This is a genomic window from Cryobacterium sp. SO2 (assembly GCF_026151165.2).
Classification (GTDB): domain Bacteria; phylum Actinomycetota; class Actinomycetes; order Actinomycetales; family Microbacteriaceae; genus Cryobacterium.
Map to the genome: position 1 here is coordinate 153,623 of NZ_CP117849.1, position 16,015 is coordinate 169,637.

The 16,015-nt window shown below is 64.5% G+C and carries 6 protein-coding genes and 3 rRNA genes; all 9 read left to right on the top strand.

Annotation, left to right across the window (positions count from 1 at the left end; translation table 11 throughout):
- Positions 1–229 precede the first annotated feature (229 nt).
- Positions 230–1,750: ribosomal RNA gene (locus BJQ94_RS00725) — 16S ribosomal RNA — on the top strand.
- A gap of 455 nt (positions 1,751–2,205) precedes the next feature.
- A 23S ribosomal RNA gene (locus BJQ94_RS00730) occupies positions 2,206–5,333 on the top strand.
- Positions 5,334–5,459: 126 nt separating this feature from the next.
- Positions 5,460–5,576: ribosomal RNA gene (gene rrf / locus BJQ94_RS00735) — 5S ribosomal RNA — on the top strand.
- The 16S, 23S and 5S rRNA genes sit together here, the layout of an rRNA operon.
- 191 nt (positions 5,577–5,767) lie before the next feature.
- Positions 5,768–6,781 (top strand): adenosine deaminase, encoded by a 1,014-nt coding sequence (locus tag BJQ94_RS00740; protein WP_265397671.1) that lies wholly within the window; start codon positions 5,768–5,770, stop codon positions 6,779–6,781.
- A 2-nt stretch (positions 6,782–6,783) separates the two neighbouring features.
- On the top strand, positions 6,784–10,410 hold the full coding sequence (locus tag BJQ94_RS00745; RefSeq protein ID WP_265397672.1) for a bifunctional proline dehydrogenase/L-glutamate gamma-semialdehyde dehydrogenase: 3,627 nt from the start codon (positions 6,784–6,786) through the stop codon (positions 10,408–10,410).
- Positions 10,411–10,446: 36 nt separating this feature from the next.
- On the top strand, positions 10,447–11,073 hold the full coding sequence (locus BJQ94_RS00750; protein ID WP_265397673.1) for a hypothetical protein: 627 nt from the start codon (positions 10,447–10,449) through the stop codon (positions 11,071–11,073).
- Positions 11,074–11,291: 218 nt separating this feature from the next.
- Positions 11,292–12,293 carry a 3-oxoacyl-ACP synthase III gene (locus tag BJQ94_RS00755; protein ID WP_265397674.1) on the top strand — a complete coding sequence of 334 codons (1,002 nt, stop codon included), beginning with the start codon at positions 11,292–11,294 and terminating at the stop codon, positions 12,291–12,293.
- Positions 12,290–14,965, top strand: a complete 2,676-nt coding sequence (locus BJQ94_RS00760; protein ID WP_265397708.1) for an alpha/beta fold hydrolase — start codon at positions 12,290–12,292, stop codon at positions 14,963–14,965. The genes BJQ94_RS00755 and BJQ94_RS00760 overlap by 4 nt, the downstream gene beginning before the upstream one ends.
- Before the next feature lie 13 nt (positions 14,966–14,978).
- Positions 14,979–15,950 (top strand): NAD-dependent epimerase/dehydratase family protein, encoded by a 972-nt coding sequence (locus tag BJQ94_RS00765; RefSeq protein WP_265397675.1) that lies wholly within the window; start codon positions 14,979–14,981, stop codon positions 15,948–15,950.
- Positions 15,951–16,015: the final 65 nt, after the last annotated feature.

The window sequence follows — 16,015 nt, forward strand, 5'->3', positions numbered from 1 at the left end:
ATCCTTGAGAACTCAACAGCGTGCACAATGTCAAATGCCAAAAACCTCGGTCGTAGGGCTCCTTTCTAGGGAGTACCGCGGAAGAGATTCCTTTGGAAAACATTTAAACAACAAAGCAAGTCAGTAATGATTTGTTCTGTCAGTTTCAAACTTGTGTCTTGTTCGCCTATTCCGGCGGCTGGACACACTAGATGTGCCCACTGAGCTTGCTTGGTGAGGCTATTAAACATTTACGGAGAGTTTGATCCTGGCTCAGGACGAACGCTGGCGGCGTGCTTAACACATGCAAGTCGAACGGTGAAGAGGAGCTTGCTCCTTGGATCAGTGGCGAACGGGTGAGTAACACGTGAGTAACCTGCCCCAAACTCTGGGATAAGCACTGGAAACGGTGTCTAATACCGGATACGAGCTTCAGCCGCATGGCTAGGAGCTGGAAAGAATTTCGGTTTGGGATGGACTCGCGGCCTATCAGCTAGTTGGTGAGGTAATGGCTCACCAAGGCGACGACGGGTAGCCGGCCTGAGAGGGTGACCGGCCACACTGGGACTGAGACACGGCCCAGACTCCTACGGGAGGCAGCAGTGGGGAATATTGCACAATGGGCGCAAGCCTGATGCAGCAACGCCGCGTGAGGGACGACGGCCTTCGGGTTGTAAACCTCTTTTAGTAGGGAAGAAGCGAAAGTGACGGTACCTGCAGAAAAAGCACCGGCTAACTACGTGCCAGCAGCCGCGGTAATACGTAGGGTGCAAGCGTTGTCCGGAATTATTGGGCGTAAAGAGCTCGTAGGCGGTTTGTCGCGTCTGCTGTGAAAACCCGAGGCTCAACCTCGGGCCTGCAGTGGGTACGGGCAGACTAGAGTGCGGTAGGGGAGATTGGAATTCCTGGTGTAGCGGTGGAATGCGCAGATATCAGGAGGAACACCAATGGCGAAGGCAGATCTCTGGGCCGTAACTGACGCTGAGGAGCGAAAGCATGGGGAGCGAACAGGATTAGATACCCTGGTAGTCCATGCCGTAAACGTTGGGAACTAGATGTGGGGACCATTCCACGGTCTCCGTGTCGCAGCTAACGCATTAAGTTCCCCGCCTGGGGAGTACGGCCGCAAGGCTAAAACTCAAAGGAATTGACGGGGGCCCGCACAAGCGGCGGAGCATGCGGATTAATTCGATGCAACGCGAAGAACCTTACCAAGGCTTGACATATAGAGGAAACGGCTGGAAACAGTCGCCCCGCAAGGTCTCTATACAGGTGGTGCATGGTTGTCGTCAGCTCGTGTCGTGAGATGTTGGGTTAAGTCCCGCAACGAGCGCAACCCTCGTCCTATGTTGCCAGCACGTAATGGTGGGAACTCATGGGATACTGCCGGGGTCAACTCGGAGGAAGGTGGGGATGACGTCAAATCATCATGCCCCTTATGTCTTGGGCTTCACGCATGCTACAATGGCCGGTACAAAGGGCTGCAATACCGCAAGGTGGAGCGAATCCCAAAAAGCCGGTCTCAGTTCGGATTGAGGTCTGCAACTCGACCTCATGAAGTCGGAGTCGCTAGTAATCGCAGATCAGCAACGCTGCGGTGAATACGTTCCCGGGCCTTGTACACACCGCCCGTCAAGTCATGAAAGTCGGTAACACCCGAAGCCAGTGGCCAAACCCGCAAGGGATGGAGCTGTCGAAGGTGGGATCGGTGATTAGGACTAAGTCGTAACAAGGTAGCCGTACCGGAAGGTGCGGCTGGATCACCTCCTTTCTAAGGAGCACAGCAGTGCCGTCTGTATACAGCGGAGTAACACTGCCAAGTCATACGAAGACGAATGTTCTTCGATGGCGCTCATGGGTGGAACATTGACATTGATGCGCAGAGTAATGGTTTGAACTAAGTACGCTTCTTCGGGGGTTGGAAAGGTTTGGGCCGGCATGAAACGCATATGCACGCTGTTGGGTCCTGAGGGACCGGAACGATCAGGGCAACCTGGTTGGACTTTTCCTCTGGACCTTTTTCGGTCAACAGTCGTACCTCTAGGGGTCGTTGGTCGTAAGGGGTACCGCCCGTACTTTGAGAACTACACAGTGGACGCGAGCATCTTAAATTTGAACCCTTCGGGGTCAAATTACAAAGATCAACACACTCTTTGAGTGTGTGATCATTGGTCAATTTCGGTCGCGAATTTATTCGCGGCACTTAATCGATTCAAACTCATGTGATTTCAAATTTCTAAGAGCAAACGGTGAATGCCTTGGCATGTAGAGCCGAAGAAGGACGTAGTAATCTGCGATAAGCCTCGGGGAGTTGATAAACGAACTGTGATCCGAGGATGTCCGAATGGGGAAACCCCGCCAGGCCCGCAAGGTGACCTGGTGACTCCCGCCTGAATATATAGGGCGGGTAGAGGGAACGTGGGGAAGTGAAACATCTCAGTACCCACAGGAAGAGAAAACAATAGTGATTCCGTTAGTAGTGGCGAGCGAACCCGGATGAGGCTAAACCGATCATGTGTGATAGCCGGCAGGCGTTGCATGGTCGGGGTTGCGGGACTTTTCTGCTGATTCTGCCGAACAGTGAGCGTTACAAAGTTGTATAGACGAACAGGATTGAAAGCCTGGTCATAGAGGGTGCGAACCCCGTAGTCGAAATGCAGCGATGGCGCGAAGAGTATCCCAAGTAGCACGGGGCCCGAGAAATCCCGTGTGAATCTGTCAGGACCACCTGATAAGCCTAAATACTCCTACATGACCGATAGTGAACAAGTACCGTGAGGGAAAGGTGAAAAGTACCCCGGGAGGGGAGTGAAATAGTACCTGAAACCGTTTGCTTACAAACCGTTGGAGCATCCTTTGTTGGTGTGACAGCGTGCCTTTTGAAGAATGAGCCTGCGAGTTAGTGATATGTGGCGAGCTTAACCCGAGAGGGGAATGCGTAGCGAAAGCGAGTCTGAATAGGGCGATTCAGTCGCATGTCCTAGACCCGAAGCGAAGTGATCTATCCATGGCCAGGTTGAAGCGACGGTAAGACGTCGTGGAGGACCGAACCCACTTCAGTTGAAAATGGAGGGGATGAGCTGTGGATAGGGGTGAAAGGCCAATCAAACTTCGTGATAGCTGGTTCTCTCCGAAATGCATTTAGGTGCAGCGTTGCGTGTTTCTTGCCGGAGGTAGAGCTACTGGATAGCCGATGGGCCCTAAAAGGTTACTGACGTTAGCCAAACTCCGAATGCCGGTAAGTGAGAGCGCAGCAGTGAGACGGTGGGGGATAAGCTTCATCGTCGAGAGGGAAACAACCCAGACCACCATCTAAGGTCCCAAAGCGCGTGCTAAGTGGGAAAGGATGTGGAGTTGCATAGACAACCAGGAGGTTGGCTTAGAAGCAGCCACCCTTGAAAGAGTGCGTAATAGCTCACTGGTCAAGTGATTCCGCGCCGACAATGTAACGGGGCTCAAGCACGCCACCGAAGTTGTGGCATTGATATTTTTGGTAAGCCGCACCCTTGTGGTGTTGGTTCAGCCGTGTTGATGGGTAGGAGAGCGTCGTGTGGCCAGCGAAGCGGCGGTGTAAACCAGCCGTGGAGGCTACACGAGTGAGAATGCAGGCATGAGTAGCGAAAGACGGGTGAGAAACCCGTCCTCCGAAAGATCAAGGTTTCCAGGGCCAGGCTAATCCGCCCTGGGTAAGTCGGGACCTAAGGCGAGGCCGACAGGCGTAGTCGATGGACAACGGGTTTATATTCCCGTACTGATGAAAAACCGTCCAAGCTAATCCAGTAATGCTAAGCATCTGAATCCTCTAGATGGATCCCTTCGGGGTGAAGCGTGAGGCCTAGCGTGCGACCCTATGCTGGTGCGGTTAGCGTATTAACAGGTGTGACGCAGGAAGGTAGCTGAGCCGGGCGATGGTTGTCCCGGTCTAAGGATGTAGGGCGAACGATAGGCAAATCCGTCGTTCATTAAGCCTGAGACCCGATGGGTAGCCCGTAAGGGCGAAATCAGTGATCCTATGCTGCCAAGAAAAGCATCGACGCGAGGTTTTAGTCACCCGTACCCCAAACCGACTCAGGTGATCAGGTAGAGAATACTAAGGAGATCGAGAGAATCGTGGTTAAGGAACTCGGCAAAATGCCCCCGTAACTTCGGGAGAAGGGGGGCCTGAGGCGTGAAGGGATTTACTCCTGGAGCGTTCGAAGGCCGCAGAGACCAGTGGGAAGCGACTGTTTACTAAAAACACAGGTCCGTGCCAAGTCGCAAGACGATGTATACGGACTGACGCCTGCCCGGTGCTGGAAGGTTAAGAGGAACGGTTAGCCGCAAGGCGAAGCTGAGAATTTAAGCCCCAGTAAACGGCGGTGGTAACTATAACCATCCTAAGGTAGCGAAATTCCTTGTCGGGTAAGTTCCGACCTGCACGAATGGCGTAACGACTTCCCAGCTGTCTCAACCGCGAACTCGGCGAAATTGCATTACGAGTAAAGATGCTCGTTACGCGCAGCAGGACGGAAAGACCCCGTGACCTTTACTACAGCTTGGTATTGGTGTTCGGTGTGGCTTGTGTAGGATAGGTGGGAGACTTTGAAGCTTGGACGCTAGTTCAGGTGGAGTCATCGTTGAAATACCACTCTGGTCATATTGGATACCTAACTTCGAACCGTGATCCGGTTCAGGGACAGTGCCTGGTGGGTAGTTTAACTGGGGCGGTTGCCTCCTAAAAAGTAACGGAGGCGCCCAAAGGTTCCCTCAACCTGGTTGGCAATCAGGTGTCGAGTGTAAGTGCACAAGGGAGCTTGACTGTAAGACTGACAAGTCGAGCAGGGACGAAAGTCGGGACTAGTGATCCGGCAGTGGCTTGTGGAAGCGCTGTCGCTCAACGGATAAAAGGTACCTCGGGGATAACAGGCTGATCTTGCCCAAGAGTCCATATCGACGGCATGGTTTGGCACCTCGATGTCGGCTCGTCGCATCCTGGGGCTGGAGTAGGTCCCAAGGGTTGGGCTGTTCGCCCATTAAAGCGGTACGCGAGCTGGGTTTAGAACGTCGTGAGACAGTTCGGTCCCTATCCGCTGCGCGCGCAGGAAATTTGAGAAGATCTATCCCTAGTACGAGAGGACCGGGATGGACGAACCTCTGGTGTGTCAGTTGTTCCGCCAGGAGCACCGCTGATTAGCTACGTTCGGAACGGATAACCGCTGAAAGCATCTAAGCGGGAAGCCGGCTTCGAGATGAGATTTCCATCCCTTAGGGGGAGAGGCTCGCAGCTAGACTACTGCGTTGATAGGCCGGATGTGGAAGTGGGGACTAAAGACCCACGGAGCTGACCGGTACTAATAAGCCGATAATTTGATAACACTCAGTTTGAATAAGCTGCTATGCGTCCACTATGTGGTTCTCGATGTACGGTCGAGAACAAACACACTCCTCATGGGAGTGTTCTATAACTAAAAATATAGATTCGATTCACCATCACCAGGTGTTTCGGCGGCTATAGCAAGAGGGAAACGCCCGGTCACATTCCGAACCCGGAAGCTAAGACTCTTTGCGCCGATGGTACTGCAGGGGGGACCCTGTGGGAGAGTAGGACACCGCCGGACTTAACTTAGCAACACACAAAATGGCCACCCCTCAGGGGTGGCCATTTTGCGTTTAACCCACCCCACCCCACCCCGCCCCGCCCGTCCCGCGACCCGTGAGTCAAACCCCCAAAACCCCCGGTTTTCGGGGTCAAACTCACGGCTCGCGATGTTGGTACCGTGGGGATTCACCTGAACCGGGGGAGACACCTATGAACGTTGGCACCTGGCCCGTCGCAGAACTTCACGTGCACATCGAGGGCACGCTCGAGACCGAGCTTCTCGTGACCCTGGCCCGCCGCAACAACGTGCCCCTGCCCAGTTACGACCCCGACGCGCTCCGTGAGCTCTACAGGTTCACCGACCTCCAGTCGTTCCTTGATATCTACTACGCAAACCTCGCCGTGCTGCGCACCGAGGAGGACTTCTACGACCTGGGCCTGGCCTACCTCGTTCGTGCCGCCCGCGCCGGTGTGCGCCGGGCCGAGATCTTCTTCGACCCGCAGACCCACCTGGCCAACGGCATCCCGCTCGCGGTGGTCTTCGGCGGACTCACCCGCGCCCTCACCGAGGGCCGCGAGAACCTCGGTATCTCCGCCGACCTCATCCTCTGCTTCCTGCGCCACCTCGGTGGCGCCGCTGCGCTGGAGACCCTCGACGCGGCCATCCCGTTCCTCGACCAGTTCATCGGCGTCGGACTCGACTCCGCAGAGGTCGGCTTCCCGCCGTCGCTCTTCACCGAGGTATTCGCCAAGGCCCAGGCGCTGGGCCTGCACCGCGTGGCGCACGCCGGCGAGGAGGGCGGACCCGACTATGTGCACGAAGCTCTCGACCTGCTCGGTGTTGAGCGCGTCGACCACGGCATTCGCGCCATCGAAGATCCCGATCTGGTGCAGATACTGCGCGACAGGCAGATTCCGCTCACGGTGTGCCCGCTCTCCAACGTATGCCTGCAGGCGACCCCGACGCTCGGAGCACATCCGCTGCCGGCGCTGCTTGCCGCGGGTCTGCTCGTGACCATCAGCAGCGACGATCCGGCCTATTTCGGTGGTTACGTCGACGACAACCTCGCCGCCGTCGAACACGAATTCGGCCTGGACCCGCACGAGATGGCGACCCTCGCCCGCAACTCCTTCCGGGCGTCGTTCTTGCCCGAGGCTGAGAAACGCCGGCACCTCGCCGCCGTGGACGAGCACCTCGAGGGGTTGCTGCGACTAATCTCGTGAGCATGACCAATCCCACTCCGAACGTGCAGCAGGACCTCGGTGCGGAGGTCGTGAACCTCGTCACCAAGTGGCTGGCCGACAGCGCCACGATCCCCGCGGACCAGTCTGCGGAGCGGTTGGCCGGGGTGCTGAAGGACCCGAACGGACTGGACTTCACGGTGGGTTTCGTGGACGGTGTGATGCGTCCGGAAGACGTCATGGTGGCCGGCTACAACCTGCAACGGGTCGCCAAACTGGCACCGGCCTTCCTTCCCCCTGTGCTCCGCGGCGCCATCGGCGTGGGCGGTGTGATGGGCCCTGTGCTGCCCTGGGTGGTCATCCCGGCAGCGCGCAAGGTCCTGCGCCAGATGGTCGGGCACCTGGTGGTGGATGCCACACCGGAGAAGCTCGGTCCGGCCATCGACCACCTGCGCGCATCCGGCAACCGGTTGAACATCAACCTGCTCGGCGAGGCCGTGCTCGGCGAGAAGGAAGCGTTGCGCCGCCTCGATGGCACCCGCGACCTCCTCGCCCGCGATGACGTGGACTACGTGTCGATCAAGGTCTCCGCGATCGTGAGTCAACTCTCGATGTGGGCGTTCGACGAGGCCGTCGACCGGGTCGTGGAACGCCTGACCCCGCTCTATGAATTGGCCGCAGCGTCGCCGAGCCCCAAGTTCATCAACCTCGACATGGAGGAGTACCGGGACCTGGACCTGACCATCGCGGTCTTCGAACGCATCCTCGACCAGCCGGCCCTGCAGCACCTCGAAGCCGGCATCGTGTTGCAGGCCTACCTGCCGGATGCGCTCGGCGCGTTGCAGGACCTCACCCAGTGGGCCCATGCGCGCCGTGCCGGCGGCGGTGCCCCCATCAAGGTGCGCATCGTCAAGGGCGCCAACCTTGCCATGGAGCACGTCGACGCTGTCGTGCACGGCTGGCCGCTGGCCACGTACGCCAGCAAGCAGGACACCGACACCAACTACAAGCGGGTGCTCAACTGGGCGCTCACCCCCCAGAACACCGACGCCGTGCGCATCGGCGTGGCCGGCCACAACCTGTTCGACGTGGCCTACGCCTACCTCCTCGCCCAGCAACGCGGCGTGGACGACCGCATCGAATTCGAAATGCTCCTGGGCATGGCCACGAGCCAGGCCGAAGCGGTGAAGAAGGACGTGGGCCGGCTGCTGCTGTACACGCCGGTGGTGAACCCCGCCGAGTTCGACGTGGCCATCAGCTACCTGATCCGCCGCCTCGAAGAGAACGCCAGTGACGACAACTTCATGTCCGCCGTCTTCGAACTAGTCGACACCCCCGCCCTGTTCGACCGGGAGAAGCAGCGCTTCCTCGCCTCGCTGGCCGCCCTGGAATCCGGCGCAGCCATGCAGCGCGGCGTCATCCAGGCGCCGGCGCCCAACCGGCGGCAGGACCGCTCGGTCGTCGTCCCCCTCGAACCGGCGCCCGGCCAGACTGATACGCCCGCACTGACCACGCCGCCGGCTCCGGACGACGACCCCAACCTCACCGCCATGGTTCTCGGACTCACCCGGGGGTCGGTGTCCAGGAGCCTGTCGGTGCTGGGCGGCTTCCACAACGAACCCGACACCGACCCGTCCCTCCCGGCGAACCGGGCCTGGGGGCGCGAGATCCTCGCCCGCGTCGAGGACTCCCGCCTGGGTGCGGACACCATCGCCCAGGCCCGCATCGACGACGCCGACAGGCTCGACGAGGTGATCACGACTGTCACCGATGCCGCCGCCGTCTGGGGGCGGAAGACCGGCGCCGAACGCGCCGCCGTGCTGCACCGGGCCGGCCAGGCCCTCGCCGCCAACCGGGGTCGCCTGATCGAGGTAATGGCCGCCGAAACCGGCAAGACCATCGCGGAGGGTGACCCCGAAGTGAGCGAGGCGATCGACTTCGCGCACTACTACGCCGAACGCGCCCGCGACCTCGACCGGGTGCAGGGCGCCACGTTCGTGCCCGCCCGGCTTACGGTGGTCACACCGCCGTGGAACTTCCCCGTCGCCATCCCCGCCGGAGGGGTGCTCGCCGCCCTGGCCGCCGGGTCCGGCGTGATCATCAAGCCCGCCACCCTCGCCCAACGCACGGGCGCCGTTCTCGTGGAAGCGCTCTGGGAGGCCGGCGTGCCCCGGGACCTGCTGGCCATCGTCGACCTGCCCGACCGCACCCTCGGCAGCCGGCTGATCGCGAGCCCCGGCGTGGACCGGGTGATCCTCACCGGAGCGTACGAGACCGCGCAGCTGTTCCGCGGGCTGCGCGAAGACCTGCCGCTCCTGGCCGAGACCAGCGGCAAGAACGCCATCATCGTCACCCCGTCCGCCGACCTCGACCTGGCCGCCGCTGACGTGATCAAGAGCGCGTTCGGTCACGCCGGCCAGAAGTGCTCCGCCGCCAGCCTGGTCATCCTCGTCGGGTCGGTCGCCAGGTCCACCCGGTTCCTCGGCCAGCTCGTGGATGCCGCGACCTCCCTGCGCGTGGGACGTCCCGCCGATCCCACCAGTCAGATGGGCCCCATCGTCGAGCCTGCCGCCGGCAAACTGCTGCACGCGCTCACCGAGCTCGGCGCCGGCGAACGGTGGCTGGTCGAACCGAAACTGCTCGACGACCCGCTGGAAACCGGCGTCGGGCAACTGTGGTCGCCGGGCATCCGCTCTGGCGTCGCCCCCGGCTCCTATTTCCACCTCACCGAGTTCTTCGGTCCCGTGCTCGGCGTCATGCACGCCCGCACGCTGGCGGAGGCCATCCGCTACCAGAACGCCGTCGACTACGGGCTCACCGCGGGGCTGCACTCCCTCGACGCCGACGAGATCGCCGAATGGGTCGACACCGTGCAGGCCGGCAACCTCTACGTGAACCGGGGCATCACCGGCGCCATCGTGCAGCGCCAGCCGTTCGGCGGCTGGAAGCGCTCCGCTGTGGGACCGGGCAACAAGGCCGGCGGACCCAACTACCTCTTCGGGTTGGGCGGCTGGGTCACCGACCCTGGCCGCAACAGCTCCACCCTGCACCTGCGGGGACTCGAAGACCGGATCACCGACCTGATCGAGGCCTCCCAGCCGTCGCTGCCCTATGAGGACTTCGACGTGCTCCGGCGCTCGGCCCTGAGCGATGCGCTTGCCTGGCGGGAGGAATTCAACACCGTGACCGATGTCTCCGCCCTCGGGCTGGAGCGCAACCTGTTCCGGTATCTGCCCCTGCCCGTCACCGTGCGCCTGGGCGAAGACGGCAACCTCGCGCTCCTGTTGCGTGTGGTCGCCGCCGGCCTGTTGTCCAAGTCGAAGTTCGTGGTCTCCAGCGCCCTGGAGGTGCCACAGCGGGTCCTCGCCGTGCTGGCGCCGCGGGGCATCCAGGTGATCATCGAGACCGATGCGGGCTGGCTGGCCAGGGCCGCCGCGGGCGAGATCTCCACCAGCCGGGTGCGCCTGGTCGGCAGCGACCCGCTGGCCGACGCCACCGAGGCAGCGGCATTGGCCCATGCGCTCGGCGGCAGCCCCGACATCGCCGTCTACGCCCAGCCGGTCACCCAGGCCGGTCGGGTCGAGCTGTTGCCGTTCCTGCGGGAACAGGCCATCTCGATCACCGCCCACCGTTTCGGCAACCCGAGCACCCTCACGGATGAGGTCATCTAGCGCCATAATGGCTGCGGTCGGAGGCGAGGTGATCCAGTGGCGGCACCGAAGTACCTCCGCCTGCGCCGCGAAGCGTGGGGATTCATCGTCGGATCGGCCCTGTTCATCGTGGGCGCCGTGCCCGGATACCTGCAGGCGTTGGGATCCACGGTCGACAACGCCACCTTCTTTATCGGCTCGGTGTTCTTCACGGTGGCGGCGTACATCCAACTCAACCTCAGCGGCCGGCGCCCTCCGCGCGCCGCGACCAACCGGCCGGACCGGTTCGACTGGTGGGCCGCGGCCATCCAATTCGCCGGCACCCTCTTCTTCAACCTGAGCACGGCGGCAGCCCTCACGGCCAGCCTCGGCGGCGCATCCCGCACCGGCTGGCGGCCGGATGCCTATGGCTCGGTCTGCTTCCTGGTGGCCGGAATCCTCGCCGTCGTGGCGACCACCGGGCGGGATGCGCTCTGGGATCCCAAGGCGCGCACCTGGCGCAGCACGTGGCTGAACCTGCTCGGCTCCGTCGCCTTCGGCGTCGCGGCGATCGGGGCGTTCCCAGTCGCGGCGACCGGGCAGGAGCTCATGGCGGGCTGGGCCACGGGCGGCACCATCGTCGGCGGAGTGTGCTTCCTGGCGGCGGCGGCCCTCGCCAGACCGGGGCCCGCGCGTCTGGCCTGAACCGCCTAAACGCGGTACACCGGTCTCAATGCCGACATGCCCGGAGAAAGGGCTGATAATGGAGGGTAGCCGTGGCGGAATCCAGGGAACGAGCGGTCGTTGCGGGTATCAGCTACCGCACGGTTGCCACTCAGACTTCTGAGAGAAAATCGATAGGACATGATTTGTCGCCACTCATAACTCGACAGGGGACCCCGTTGGACGGAAACGCAACGACGATGCACCGCAATGTCGCGTTGTTGTCGGTCGCCACCACGATCGCCCCCCGCATCACGACGTCTGAGGACATCGACCGGCGCCTGCAGCCGGCGCTCAAACGGCTTCGGCTGCCCAAGGGGCTCCTGCAGCGTGTGGCCGGCGTGCACGAACGCCGCAACTGGGCCGAAGGCCAGGCGTTCGACGACGCGGCCGTTTCCGCGGGTAAACGTGCCCTCGCCGAGGCCGGGGTCGACCCCAGCGAGGTGGGGCTGATGATCAACACCTCGGTCACCCGCAAGCACCTGGAGCCGTCGGTCGCTGTGCGCATCCACCACGGCCTCGGACTGCCCTCCTCTGCGACGAACTTCGACATCGCCAACGCCTGCCTGGGCTTCGTCAACGGCATGACCCTGGCCGCCCAGCTCATCGACTCCGGCCAGATCAAGTACGCGGTGATCATCGACGGCGAGGACGCCGACGAGATCCAGACCAACACCATCGAGCGTCTCGGCCGGCCCGACATCGGCCGCAAGGACTTCATGAGCGAGTTCGCCAGCCTCACCCTGGGCTCGGGCGCCGCCGCCGCCGTGCTCGGCCGGGCCGACGCGCATCCGGAAGGCCACCGCATCCTCGGCGGCGTGACCCGCGCCGCCACCCAGTTCAACGACCTCTGCGTCGGCAGCGTCGACGGCATGTTCACCGACGCGAAGGCCCTGCTCAAGGGCGGCATGGAACTGGTCGTGTCGGCCTGGACCGAGGCCAAGCGGGACTGGAGCTGGTCGAACATGGACCGGTACATCCTGCACCAGGTCTCCGACGTGCACACCAACGCCATCGTGAAGGCCACCGGCCTGGACCGCACCCGGGTTCCGCTGACCTACCCCGGTTACGGCAACGTCGGCCCTGCTTCGATCCCGATCACCCTGTCGGAGGAGGCCGCCCGCCTCGAACCCGGCAACCGGGTGCTGCTGATGGGCGTCGGCTCCGGCCTGAACACGGCCATGATGGAGATCCAGTGGTGAGCTACCGGCTGCCGCGTCCTGCGACGGCTCCGGCTCCGGCGAGCATTCCCCCCAGCGGCCTTCCCGGGCTCGACCCGGACTGGTCGCGCATCGTGGACGTGGTGGAGAGCGGCAGCGACACCAGCCACGCCTGGCACCTCCTCGACAACGGGGACCAGCTGGCCGCGCTCGGCGCCGAGCCGGTGGGCACGGTGCTGTGCGTGCACGGCAACCCCACCTGGTCCTACCTCTGGCGTGACCTGGTGGCCCAGGCCACCGCGGTCGCCGCCGCCGGAGGGCCGGCCTGGCGCATCCTCGCCGTCGACCAGCTCGACATGGGCTACTCCGAACGCACCGGCGTCGCCCGGCCGCTCGCCCGGCGCGTGCAGGACCTCGACGACCTCACCCGCACCCTCGGCCTCACCGGCACCGTCGTCACCTTCGGCCATGACTGGGGCGGCGTGGTCTCGCTGGGCTGGGCCGTCGACCACCCCGAACACCTCGCGCGGGTCATGCTGCTGAACACGGCCATCCACCAGAACGACACCGAACCCATCCCGGCCCCGCTGCGCCTCGCGCTCGCCCGCGGGATGCTCAGCGCCGGCACCGTCTTGACCCCCGCGTTCCTCGACACCACCCTTGCGCTCGGGCATCCAGCCCTCGCCACCGACGTGAAGAACGCCTACCGGGCGCCGTACCGCAGCAGCGCCCGCCGCGGCGGCATCGGCGGGTTCGTCGCCGACATCCCCGTGGATGCCCGGCACGACAGCCACGCGGAGCTCGACCGCATCGCCGACGCCCTGCGCTCCCTCACTGTGCCCACCCTCATGCTGTGGGGCCCACGGGACCCGATCTTCAGCGACCGGTACCTCGACGACCTCATCGACCGGCTCCCGCATGCCGATGTGCACCGCTTCGAAGGCGCCGGCCACCTCATCGCCGAGGACGTCGACTACGCGGGCGCCGCACTCACCTGGCTCGGCACGGATGCGTCGGGGCCGCTGGTCGAGCTTGTCGAGACCCCGCAGGTCGAACTCAAGACCCGGCCCCTCTGGCACTACCTCGACGAGCTCCAGGACAGCGACGAGACCGCCCTCATCGACATGGCTCCGGCCTCGGGTGACGAGCCCCGGATCGTCAGTTGGCGGCTGCTCTCCCGCCGGGTACACGAGATCGCGGCCGGCCTGCACCAGGTCGGTGTGCGCCGCGGCGACAGGGTCTCCCTGCTCGTGCCGCCCAGTGCCGACCTCACTGCGGTGCTCTACGCCTGCCTCCGCATCGGCGCGATCGTCGTCGTCGCCGACGCGGGTCTCGGCCTCACCGGTCTCACTCGCGCCGTGCGTGGCGCCCGCCCCGACCACGTCATCGGCGCTCTCCCCGGCCTGATGGCTGCGCGCGCGCTCGGCTGGCCCGGCCAGAAGATCTCCACCAACCGGCTTCCCGCCGCGAGCCGCCGTGCGCTCGGCGTGTCCTACGCGCTCGCCGACCTCATCTCGCTCGGCCGCGACCTGGAACTGCCCGACCCGCCGCAGCCTGCCGACGTGGCCGCGGTGCTCTTCACCTCCGGCTCCACCGGCCCCGCCAAGGGCGTCGTCTACACGCACGGCCAGCTGGCCGCCGTGAGCCGTGCGCTGCACGACCAGTACGGCGTCGGCCGCGGCACCGGTCTGGTCGCCGGTTTCGCACCGTTCGCGCTGCTCGGCCCGGCGCTGGGTGCGCGCTCGGTGACCCCAGACATGGACGTCACCGCGCCCAAGACCCTCACCGCCACGGCCGTCGCTGCTGCAGTGGCCGCGATCGACGCCACTGTCGTGTTCCTGTCTCCGGCAGCGCTCGCCAACGTCGTGGCCACCCAGGGCGACCTGGGCCCCGCCGACCGTGCCGCCCTGGCCGGTGTGACGAGCTTCCTCTCTGCCGGCGCCCCGGTGTCCGAGCCGCTGCTCGCGTCGGCGGCCGCGCTCATGCCCGGCGCCAGCGCCCACACCCCCTACGGCATGACCGAGGGGCTGCTGATGACCGACATCACGCTCGAGGGCATCCGCGAGGCCGCCCGCGACGACGTGGCGCGCGGCCCCGGTGGAGTCTGCGTCGGCCGCCCCGCCGCGACCACCCGGGTGCGCATCAGCGCCCTCGACGAGTCCGGCGCCGCCGTCGGCGCCCTGTCAGAGGCCGCCGGCGTCACCGGCGAGATCGTGGTCTCCGCCCCGCATGTCAAGGACCACTACGACAGGCTCTGGCTCACCGACCTGGCCGCCACCCGCGAGGTCACCCCCGGCGAACGATGGCACCGCACCGGCGACGTCGGGCACCTGGATGCCGCCGGCCGGCTCTGGGTCGAGGGCCGGCTGCCGCACGTGATCACCACGCCGCACGGGGTCGTCACCCCCGTCGGCCCGGAGATCGCCGTGTCGGCGCTGGCGAACGTGGCCAGGGCCGCCGCCGTGGGCGTCGGCCCCTCCGGCAACCAGCAGATCGTCATCGTCGTCGAGACGATCCCCGCGGCCGGCCGCGTCGGGCTCGCCGACCCGGCCGTGGCCGAAGACGTGCGGATGGTCGCCGGCCAGCGGATCGCAGCCGTTCTCGTCGTGCCGCACCTGCCCACCGACATCCGCCACAACTCGAAGATCGACCGCACCCGTCTGGCCGGCTGGGCGCACGGCATCCTCACCGGCGCGAGGCTGACACAGCCGTGAGGGAAGCACAGTCGTGAAGGTGCTCGTCACGGGCGCGAGCGGTTTCCTCGGCGGAGCCGTCGCGGCCGCGATCATCGCCGCCGGCCACGAGGTGCGCTGCTTCCAGCGCCGGTCGAGCGGCGTTGCCGGCGCCACGGATGTGCTGGGCTCGATCACCGAACCGGCCGAGGTCGCCCAGGCCGTCGCCGGTGTCGACGCCGTCGTGCACCTGGCCGCGAAGGTCTCGCTGGCCGGGCCGCCGGCGGAGTTCGACACCGTGAACGTGGGCGGCACCCGCACCCTGATCGACGCGGCCCGCGCCGCCGGGGTCAATCGTCTGGTGTTCGTGTCGTCGCCGTCGGTGGCGCACTCCGGTGCCTCCATCACGGGCAGCGACGCGCTGCCCGCCGACCCGGCGCAGGCCCGCGGCGACTACGCCCGCACCAAGGCCGCCGCCGAGTTGCTGGCCCTCGCCGCCGATTCGCCGGAGCTGCGGGTCGTCGCCGTGCGGCCGCACCTGGTCTGGGGCCCCGGTGACACCCAGCTGATCGCGCGCATCGTGGAACGGGCCAGGGCCGGACGGCTGCCGCTGCTCGGCCACGGCGCCGCCCTCATCGACACCACTTACATCGACAATGCCGCCGCCGCCATTGCGGCCGCCCTCGAGCGGGTGGATGCCGTGCACGGCAACGCCTACGTCGTCACCAACGGCGAACCCCGGCCGGTGGCGGAGCTGCTGGCCGGCATCTGCGCTGCCGCCGGCGTGCCGGCACCGGCCTGGAGTGTTCCCGCCGGTGTGGCCCGCGCAGCCGGTTCGCTCATCGAGGCCGCCTGGCGGGTGTTCCCCGGCGAGGACGAACCGCCGATGACCCGTTTCCTCGCCGAACAGCTCTCCACAGCCCACTGGTTCGACCAGCGCCGCACCCGCGCCGACCTGCACTGGACCCCGTCGGTCACCCTCGACGAGGGCCTGGCCCGCCTGGCGGACCACTACCGCACCGCCTGAATATTCGCCGACTTGCCGTAAAAGTCCCCTTCGGGTGCGCTGAAGGGGCGTTTTGCCGCAACTCG